We start from the raw sequence: 9,470 nt of genomic DNA on the forward strand, positions 1-9,470 counted from the left end.
CAAACCGCATCATGTGTGGTCGCCGCGGTCCCTGTGGGAGCCGGCTTGCCGGCGATGGGCTGCAAGGTAGCCCCAAAAATGACAAAGCGCCGCTTAACTGACTGACATTAGGCTGGCTGGCCGGGTTTTTTTATGCCTGCATTGTCGAGACGGCGGGGCATCGTTCCAATGCGGGTGGTTAAGGAGGGTATTGTCGTTTTGGGGCGCGCAGCGGCCCCAGGATTTCAAGGTCCGCTCAACCGGCAGGGATCGAGGCTTGCCCGGCCGATAAAAAAAAGGCTCAGCGCCCGCTTTGCTTCGGTTTGTATGCACAATACCCCGGTCGCGGCCCGACCTTCGGGTGGTTTCGGCAGGTGTCTGGCCGTACGTCGTAGATGGTGCACATCCGGCTCTTGCGATCCAGGTACAGGCAGTCGTCGTTGCTCATGCGCGCCAGGGTGAAGATCCCCGACTTCTGGCTGAAGCGCTCGATGATGCCTTCCTTCTGCAAGCGCTTGGCCACGTTCTTCGGCGGTTCGTCCTTCTCGAACTCATCCACCACGCCGATGCGGATCAGATCCTTGATCTTCACCTCCACGGGTAAGGTGCAACAGGTCGAATGGCAGCCCCCGCACATGTGGCTGGCATAGCGTTGCCAGGTATCCAGGCGGTCGACTTCGGCGGCGGCGATCAGGGTCGGTTTCATCGTTATGGGGGCGGATCACGGTCTTGGGGCGCGCGATCATACCGGAGCCGTTCAATTTGTGAACAACCTTTCGCCCGATTGCCCAACGGATCATGAAAACCGCGAACCGGCACTGTCGCTCCGTGTCGAAGCGTCTAGGCTGAACAATCTCCCTCCGCTTTCGTCAACTTGCCCGAGGATGCCGCATGTCCCAGGAACCCAAAGCTCGTGACGCAGAGGTGGCTGCTTTTCGCGCCGCTGTACTGGCCAAGCTGACCTATGCGGTCGGCAAGGACCCGGAGCACGCCTTCGACCACGACTGGTTCGAGGCCATCGCCCTGGCTGCCCGAGATCACATGGTCGATCACTGGATGGACCACACCCGACAGGCCTACCGGCGCAGCCAGAAGCGGGTCTACTACCTCTCCCTGGAGTTCCTCATCGGCCGCTTGCTGTACGACAGCCTGAGCAACCTGGGCCTGCTGGACATCGCCCGCGAGGCACTGGAAGGTCTGGACGTGGACCTCGAGCGCATCCGTCTGCTCGAGCCCGATGCGGCCCTGGGCAACGGCGGCCTGGGGCGCCTGGCGGCGTGCTTCATGGAAAGCATGTCCACCCTCGGGATCGCCGCCCATGGCTATGGCATCCGCTACGAGCATGGCCTGTTCCGGCAGGCGCTGGTCGACGGTTGGCAGCAGGAGCAGACCGAGCACTGGCTGGATTTCGGCAACCCCTGGGAGTTCGAGCGGGCCGAGGTGATCTACCCGATCAGCTTCGGTGGCAGCGTCGAGACGGTGTACGACACCCACGGCCAGCAGCGCCAGGTCTGGTGGCCGGGCGAGACGGTGCGGGCGGTGGCCTACGACACGCCGGTGGTCGGCTGGCGCGGGGCCAGCGTCAACACCCTGCGCCTGTGGCGCGCACGGGCCCTGGAGGAACTGCACCTGGAGCGCTTCAATGCCGGTGACCACCTGGGGGCGGTGGCCGAGGTGGCGCGGGCCGAGAGCATCTCGCGGGTGCTTTACCCGGCCGACAGCACCGAGGCCGGCCAGGAGCTGCGCCTGCGTCAGGAGTACTTCTTCGTCTCGGCCTCGCTGCAGGATCTGTTGCGCCGCCACCTGAACATGCACGACAACCTGCTCAACCTGCCGGAGGCCGCGGCCATCCAGCTCAACGACACCCACCCGTCGATCGCCGTGGCCGAGTTGATGCGCTTGCTCGTCGACCAGCACGAGATCCCCTGGGACACCGCCTGGGACCTGACCGTCGGCACCCTGGCCTACACCAACCACACCCTGCTGCCCGAGGCCCTGGAAACCTGGCCGGTGGCCCTGATGGAGCGCATGCTGCCCCGGCACATGCAGATCATCTACCTGATCAACGCCTACCATATCGACGCCCTGCGGGCCAAAGGCCTGCACGACTTCGACGTGCTGCGGGCGGTGTCGCTGATCGAGGAGGACAACGGCCGCCGGGTGCGCATGGGCAACCTGGCGTTCCTTGGCTCGCACAGCGTCAACGGCGTCTCGGCGCTGCACAGCCGGCTGATGAAGAGCACGGTGTTCGCCGAGCTGCACAAGCTCTACCCACAGCGGATCAACAACAAGACCAACGGCATCACCTTCCGTCGCTGGCTGTTCCAGGCCAATCCACAGTTGACCGCCATGTTGGTCGAAGCCTTGGGCGCGGAGGTGCTGGACGACCCGCAAGGCAAGCTCGAGGCCTTGGCGCCGTTCGCCGACAAGGCCACCTTCCGCCGCCAGTTCGCCGCCCAGCGCCTGCACAGCAAGCGTGCCCTGGCCAGCATCATCCAGGACCGCCTGGGCGTGACGGTCAACCCCGAGGCGCTGTTCGACGTGCAGGTCAAGCGCATCCACGAGTACAAGCGCCAGTTGCTCAACCTGCTGCACACCGTGGCCCTGTACCAGGCCATGCGCGCCGAGCCGGACACCGACTGGGTGCCACGGGTGAAGATCTTCGCCGGCAAGGCTGCCGCCAGCTACCACCAGGCCAAGTTGATCATCAAGCTGGCCAACGACATCGCCCGGGTGGTCAACAACGACCCGACCGTGCGGGGCCTGCTCAAGGTGGTGTTCCTGCCCAACTACAACGTCAGCCTGGCCGAGAGCATCATCCCCGCTGCTGATCTGTCCGAGCAGATCTCCACGGCCGGCTACGAGGCCTCGGGCACCAGCAACATGAAGTTCGCCCTCAATGGCGCCCTGACCATCGGCACCCTGGACGGCGCCAACGTCGAGATGTGCGAGCGGGTCGGTGCCGAGAACATGTTCATCTTCGGCCTGACCGCGCAGCAGGTGGAGGCGCGCCGGCGTGCGGGCGACTTCGGCGCGGCCACGGCGATCGCCGCCTCGAACCGCCTGGGCGATGTGCTCCAGGCGATCCGCAGCGGGGTGTTCTCGCCGGATGACCCGGCGCGTTACGCGGGCCTGCTGGATTCGCTGGTGGCTCATGACCGCTTCCTGGTGTGCGCCGACTTCGACGCCTATTGGGATGCCCAGCGGCGGGTCGAGGAGCTTTGGCACGCGCCCCAGGACTGGTGGCGCATGGCGGTGCTCAACACGGCGCGGATGGGCTGGTTCTCGTCGGACCGGACGATCCGCGAATATGCCACCGAGATCTGGAAGGCCCTGGATTGAGGAAGGGCACTCATGGGGCGAGCGGTGCTTTTGGAAGCCGCTTCGCGCCCCAGATGACAGCTGGAAGTCTAGACTGACCGGCATCGAGGCCCGCCAATGAGGCCTCACCTGACAACCGGCCCGGCACTGGCTGAACTCACTGCCCGATGTGCCGTCTGAAAGCCCAGGCGAGTCTCACTGCTCGCTAGCCCGCAACTCTCCCTGTAAACTGCGGGGGTTTTTCTACCCCTTTCCATCTTCGGAGCCATACATGTCCCGCGTTACCCTGAGTCGCTATCTGATTGAGCAGACCCGCAGCAACGATACCCCTGCCGATCTGCGCTTCCTGATCGAAGTGGTGGCGCGTGCGTGCAAGGAAATCAGCCATAACGTGTCCAAGGGCGCCCTGGGCGGCGTGCTCGGCAGCCTGGGCACCGAGAACGTGCAAGGCGAGGTGCAGAAGAAACTCGACGTGATCTCCAACGAGATCCTGCTCGAGGCCAACGAGTGGGGCGGTCACCTGGCCGGCATGGCTTCCGAGGAAATGGACAACGCCTACCAGATCCCGGGCAAGTACCCCAAGGGTGGTTACCTGCTGGTCTTCGACCCGCTGGACGGCTCGTCGAACATCGACGTCAACGTCTCGGTCGGCACCATCTTCTCGGTGCTGCGTTGCCCGAACGAGTACCTGAGCCAGAACGAAACGCTGAACGAGAAGGCCTTCCTCCAGCCAGGCGCCAAGCAGGTCGCCGCTGGCTACGCCATCTATGGCCCGCAGACCATGCTGGTGCTGACCCTGGGCAATGGCGTCAAGGGCTTCACCTTGGACCGCGAGCTGGGCAGCTTCGTCCTGACCCACGAGAACATCCGCGTGCCGGAAAGCACCGCCGAATTCGCCATCAACATGTCCAACCAGCGTCACTGGGAAGCCCCGGTGCAGCGCTACGTGGGCGAACTGCTGGCCGGCGACACCGGCCCGCTGAAAAAGAACTACAACATGCGCTGGATCGCCTCGATGGTCGCCGACGTGCACCGCATCCTGACCCGTGGCGGCCTGTTCATGTATCCACGCGATGCCCGCGAGCCGAGCAAGCCGGGCAAATTGCGCCTGATGTACGAGGCCAACCCGATGTCGTTCATCATCGAGCAGGCCGGTGGCGCGTCCACCAACGGTTACGAGCGTATCCTCGACATCCAGCCAGAGAGCCTGCACCAGCGCGTGTCGGTGATCCTCGGCTCGAAGGAAGAGGTGGAGCGCGTCACCGCCTACCACAAGGAGTAAGTCATGCTCGCACCTTGGCAGCCGTTGCTGGAATGGTGGTTCGGTTGGGGGGCCAGCCCCCAGGCCGTGGCTGACGAGAAGAGTACGCTGTGGTTCGGCAAGCACCACGACGACGAGGCGCGCGAGTACTTCGGCGAACTCGTGGAGCATGCCCTGGCCGGCGGCCTGGACGAGTGGCAGCAGAGTCCCCAGGGCTGGCTTGGCCTGCTGTTGCTGCTCGACCAGTTGCCGCGCATGATCCACCGCGACACGCCACGCGCCTTCGAGGGCGACCGGCGTGCCCAGGTGGTGGCCATGCAGGGCTTGCAGAAGGGCTGGGACTACCAGCTGCTGCCGATCCAGCGGGTGTTCGTGCTGCTGGTGCTGGAGCATGCCGAGGTGCTGGACTGGCAGAACCTGTGCGTCGAACGCTACCAGATGCTGCTGGACGAGCAGCCGGAGGCCAACCGCCGGCTGTTCGAGGGGTTCCTCGACTATGCCGAGCAGCACCAGCGGGTGATCGCTCGGTTCGGGCGCTTCCCGCATCGCAACCTGGTGCTCGGCAGGCCGAGTACCAGCGAAGAGATGGACTTTCTCCTGGAACCTGGGTCCAGGTTCTGATCCTGCTGGGGCCGCGCAAAGCGGCCCCACTGCCATCTGCCATCAACCGACCAACGGCAGGGGGTAAAAGCGGGGTGGCCAGGGAACCGAGGCGGCTTTTTGCCTTCTAAGCTGCCTGCAGGCCGTTGCGCTTGTGCCTACATCTCCAGGAGTGTCCCTTCATGTCGTTGCGTTCCCTCGCCCTGTTGTCCTTGTGCGTCGTCCTGACCGCCTGCAGCAAGATCAACCAGGAAAACTATTCCAAGCTCAAGGCCGGCATGAGCAAGGCCGAGGTCGAGCAACTGCTTGGCACGCCCACTGAATGTTCGGGGGCATTGGGCATGAGCAGTTGCACCTGGGGGGACGAGACGAGCTTCATCAGCGTGCAGTACGCGGCGGACAAGGTGCTGATGTATTCCGGGCAGGGTCTCAAATGAGGCCCCTGTACCTGCTGCTGGGGCTTTGCCTGGCCATGCTGCTGGGCGGTTGCGCCACCTCCGCCAACGACCCGCTGGCGCCCAAGACCGCCGGTACCGTCGACCTCAAGCGCTACCAGGGCAAGTGGTTCGAGCTGGCGCGCCTGCCGATGGCCTACCAGCGTGAGTGCGCCCAGTCCGAGGCGCATTACAGCCTCAAGCCCGATGGCAGCGTCGCCGTGATCAACCGCTGTCGCACCCTGGGCGACGAGTGGCTGCGCGCCGAAGGCAAGGCCAAGCCCCAGGAGCAGGGGCGCACTGACCGGCTGTGGGTGGAGTTCGACAACTGGTTCACCCGCCTGGTGCCAGGCGTGGCCAGGGGCGAGTACTGGATCCTGTACGTGGATGAGCGCTACCGCACGGCGATCGTCGGCAGCCCCGACCGCAAGTACCTGTGGATTCTGTCGCGCAACCCGAACCTGCCGGCGTGGGAGCGCGAGAGCCTGCTGTCCAGGGCGCGGCAGCAGGGGTACGACACCACGCGGCTGATCTGGCGGGAAGCGGACAAGCAGATCGTCAGCAGGCATTGAAAGCCTGTACCGCTGCCTTTCAAGGTAGTTCCATGGGCCAGTTGAGGCCGCGAAGCGGCCCCAACTGGCGACGCTGAGTTTCGACTGACGGGCTTGGCGCTTGCCCGCATCAGCCGAGCAACTGGCGCAGCACCTCGACGAACGCCCGCCCGCTTTCCTCTTCCTGCCCGTGTCGTCCCTGGCGCACCACCCATTGCCCGTTGACCATCACATCGCGCACCTGGCGATCGCTGCCGGCGAACAACCAGCGATTGACAATGGCATCGCCACTGGCCGTGGCCAGGTAAGGGTCCTGCCCATCGAGCACCAGCCAGTCGGCGCGCTTGCCGACCGCCAGCTCGCCCACCGCCTGGCCCAGCGCCTGGGCACCGCCCGCCAGCGCCGCGTCATACAGCGTGCGCCCGACCATCGGCTGGTCGCCCCGGTACAAGCGGTTGCGCCGCTGGTCACGCAGGCGCTGGCCGTACTCCAGCCAGCGCAGTTCCTCGACCACGCTCAGCGACACATGGCTGTCCGAGCCGATACCCAGGCGGCCACCCTGGGCCAGGTAGTCCACCGCCGGGAAGATACCGTCGCCCAGGTTGGCCTCGGTGGTCAGGCACAGGCCGGCCACCGCGCCGCTGCGCGCCATGGCGGTGATTTCGCCAGGGTCGGCATGGGTGGTATGGACCAGGCACCAGCGCTGGTCGACGTCCACATGCTCGTACAACCATTGCAGCGGACGACGCCCGCTCCAGGCCAGGCAGTCGTCGACCTCCTTCTGCTGTTCGGCGATATGGATGTGCACCGGGCTGGCTGGATCGCCGGCGGCCAGTACCGTCGCCAGTTGCTCCGGGGTGACTGCGCGTAGCGAGTGGAAGCACAGCCCCAGCCGCTGTGCCGGTTGCGCCGCCAGCAGCGGCGCGAGCTGCTGCTGCAGGTCCAGGTAACGCTCGGTGGAGTTGATGAAGCGACGCTGCCCCTCGCTGGGAGGCTGGCCGCCGAACCCCGAGTGGCTGTACAGCACCGGCAGCAGGGTCAGGCCGATGCCCGAGGCCGCGGCCGCCGTGCTGATGCGCCGGGACAGTTCGGCCGGATCGGCATAGGCCTGGCCTTGAGGGTCGTGGTGCACATAGTGGAATTCGGCCACCGAGGTGTAGCCGGCCTTGAGCATCTCGATATACAGCTGGCGGGCGATGACCTGCAGTTGCTCCGGGGTGATCCGGCCAACCAGGCGGTACATCAGTTCGCGCCAGGTCCAGAAACTGTCGTTGGGGTTGCCGGCCACTTCCGCAAGGCCTGCCATGGCGCGCTGGAAAGCATGGGAGTGGAGGTTGGGCATGCCCGGCAGCAGCGGGCCGGCCAGCCGCTCGGCGCCCTCGGCCGAGGCCTCGGCGTCGACCTTGGACAGGTGCCCGTCGTCGCTGACCTCGAGGCGGACATTGCGGGCCCAGCCCGTAGGCAGCAGGGCGCGTTCGGCGAAATAGGCGGACATCGGTGGATAACCCCGTTCTGATTATTTGTATATACATATACAGACGTTTGCCTGCCAGGTAAACTCCGGCAAGCTACCGCTCATTCAATCGCACAAGGAAACAAAGCCGTGCCGACACCTCCTGTCTCCGCGCTGGTTGCCCAGATGGGCGAAGGGCCGGCGCCGCTCTACGCCCGGGTCAAGCAGATGATCGTCCAGCAGATCGAGAACGGCAGTTGGCCGCCGCATCACCGGGTGCCCTCGGAAAGCGAACTGGTCAGCCAGCTGGGTTTCAGCCGCATGACCATCAACCGCGCCCTGCGCGAACTGACCGCCGAAGGCCTGCTGGTACGCATGCAGGGCGTCGGCACCTTCGTCGCCGAGCCCAAGACCCGCTCGGCGTTGTTCGAAGTCAACAACATCGCCGACGAGATCGCCGGCCGTGGCCACCAGCATAGCTGCCAGGTGATCACCCTCGCCGAGGAGGCCGCCGGCTCCGAGCGCGCCCTGGCCCTGGACATGCGTGAAGGCGGGCGGGTGTTCCATTCGCTGATCGTGCACTACGAGAACGGCGTGCCGGTGCAGATCGAGGACCGCTACGTCAACGCGCAGGTCGCCCCGGACTACCTCAAGCAGGACTTCACCCGGCAGACGCCCTACGCCTACCTGTCTCAGGTCGCGCCGCTGACCGAGGGCGAGCACGTGGTCGAAGCCATCCTCGCCGAGCCCGACGAATGCCGCCTGTTGCAGATCGAGCAGGGTGAGCCCTGCCTGCTGATCCGCCGCCGCACCTGGTCCGGCCGCCAGCCGGTGACCGCCGCGCGGCTGATCCACCCCGGTTCCCGTCATCGCCTGGAAGGACGATTCAGCAAATGAGCCCGTTGCAGCTGTTGCGCGCCCAAGACTACCCGCGCATGCCCTGGAAGAACGGTGGAGGCTTCACCGAAGAGATCACCCGCGACGCCGGCGAGGGCCTGGAGGGCTTCGGTTGGCGGTTGTCGATCGCCGATATCGAGGAGTCCGGTGGGTTCTCCACCTTTGCCGGCTACCAGCGGATCATCACCGTGCTGCAGGGCGACGGCATGCGCCTGCTGGTCGATGGCCAGGCCAGTCGGCCATTGTTGCCGTTCGATGCCTTCGCGTTCGGTGGCGAAAGCCAGGTCAGCTGCAAGCTGCTGGGCGGGCCGATCCGCGACTTCAACCTGATCTATGCGCCCCAACGCTACCGGGCACGGCTGCAATGGTTCGACGGCACCCAGCGGGCGTACAGTTCGGCGTCGACGGTGTTGTTGTTCGCGGCCAGCGGGCATGTCGAGGCGAGCGTGCCGGGGCATGGGGTACAGCAGTTGGGCTTGTACGACTGCCTGCACCTGGAAGGCAACGACGGCTTGCTGGAGCTGGATGTGCAGGGACGGTTCTGCCTGATCGAACTGATGCCACGCTGATATTTTCACCGTGAAAAGGGGCTGCTGTGCAGCCCAATCGCGGGCAAGCCCCCCACAAGTACTGCGCCGCCTGCCAGGGCTACGCGGAATCCTGTGGGAGCGGGCTTGCCCGCGATTGGGCCGCGCAGCGGCCCCTTCTTATTTTCTGCCGGGCGAGGAACGGTCGAAAATCTTTAGTTGTCCATGCTTGTACATACAAGTAAAGGTGTGTTTGTATATCCCCATCGACACACCGCCGTCGACCTGACCGCAGAGGACATTCCCGTGACTGACAACAACAAATACCGTGACGTAGAAATCCGCGCCCCGCGTGGCAACAAGCTGACCGCCAAGAGCTGGCTGACCGAAGCGCCGCTGCGCATGCTGATGAACAACCTCGACCCGCAGGTGGCCGAGAACCCCAAG

Annotated in this window: 10 protein-coding genes; 8 read left to right on the plus strand and 2 right to left on the minus strand. The window is 65.2% G+C overall.

All coding sequences use genetic code 11. The annotated features are described in order from the left end of the window. Positions 1-280: 280 nt before the first annotated feature. Positions 281-685 carry a YkgJ family cysteine cluster protein gene (locus NJF35_RS24210; protein WP_225787478.1) on the minus strand — a complete coding sequence of 135 codons (405 nt, stop codon included), beginning with the start codon at positions 683-685 and terminating at the stop codon, positions 281-283. Positions 686-870: 185 nt separating this feature from the next. Here NJF35_RS24210 and NJF35_RS24215 point away from each other — a divergent pair, with 185 nt between their 5' ends. The 5 genes from NJF35_RS24215 (at position 871) to NJF35_RS24235 (ending at position 6,167) form a co-directional block, all read left to right on the plus strand. Then, complete coding sequence (locus NJF35_RS24215; protein ID WP_225787477.1) at positions 871-3,321, plus strand: glycogen/starch/alpha-glucan phosphorylase; 2,451 nt, start codon at positions 871-873, stop codon at positions 3,319-3,321. A 250-nt stretch (positions 3,322-3,571) separates the two neighbouring features. Next, positions 3,572-4,582, plus strand: coding sequence for a class 1 fructose-bisphosphatase (locus NJF35_RS24220; RefSeq protein WP_225787476.1), 1,011 nt, complete (start codon positions 3,572-3,574; stop codon positions 4,580-4,582). Positions 4,583-4,585: 3 nt separating this feature from the next. Next, positions 4,586-5,182 (plus strand): DUF924 family protein, encoded by a 597-nt coding sequence (locus NJF35_RS24225; protein ID WP_225787475.1) that lies wholly within the window; start codon positions 4,586-4,588, stop codon positions 5,180-5,182. Positions 5,183-5,343: 161 nt separating this feature from the next. After that, complete coding sequence (bamE, locus tag NJF35_RS24230) at positions 5,344-5,598, plus strand: outer membrane protein assembly factor BamE (RefSeq protein ID WP_225787474.1); 255 nt, start codon at positions 5,344-5,346, stop codon at positions 5,596-5,598. After that, a complete protein-coding gene (locus NJF35_RS24235) occupies positions 5,595-6,167 on the plus strand; it encodes a lipocalin family protein (protein ID WP_225787473.1) in 573 nt (190 codons plus the stop codon). The genes bamE and NJF35_RS24235 overlap by 4 nt, the downstream gene beginning before the upstream one ends. Before the next feature lie 109 nt (positions 6,168-6,276). On the opposite strand, the gene NJF35_RS24240 is transcribed toward NJF35_RS24235, so the two are convergent. Beyond that, complete coding sequence (locus tag NJF35_RS24240) at positions 6,277-7,641, minus strand: formimidoylglutamate deiminase (protein WP_225787472.1); 1,365 nt, start codon at positions 7,639-7,641, stop codon at positions 6,277-6,279. A gap of 144 nt (positions 7,642-7,785) precedes the next feature. On the opposite strand from NJF35_RS24240, the gene hutC reads away from it, so the two are divergent. From hutC to NJF35_RS24255, 3 genes are all read left to right on the plus strand, one after another. Then, the gene (gene hutC / locus NJF35_RS24245) at positions 7,786-8,496 is read left to right on the plus strand and encodes a histidine utilization repressor (RefSeq protein ID WP_225787714.1); all 711 of its coding nucleotides are present in this window, start codon (positions 7,786-7,788) and stop codon (positions 8,494-8,496) included. Continuing rightward, on the plus strand, positions 8,493-9,065 hold the full coding sequence (locus tag NJF35_RS24250; RefSeq protein ID WP_225787471.1) for a HutD family protein: 573 nt from the start codon (positions 8,493-8,495) through the stop codon (positions 9,063-9,065). Before hutC ends, NJF35_RS24250 begins: the two co-directional genes overlap by 4 nt. A gap of 264 nt (positions 9,066-9,329) precedes the next feature. Beyond that, positions 9,330-9,470 (plus strand): hypothetical protein (locus NJF35_RS24255; RefSeq protein WP_253091591.1); only part of this gene is annotated, 141 nt, incomplete at its 3' end.

The sequence above is a fragment of the Pseudomonas guariconensis genome, from assembly GCF_024127895.1.
Classification (GTDB): domain Bacteria; phylum Pseudomonadota; class Gammaproteobacteria; order Pseudomonadales; family Pseudomonadaceae; genus Aquipseudomonas; species Aquipseudomonas guariconensis_B.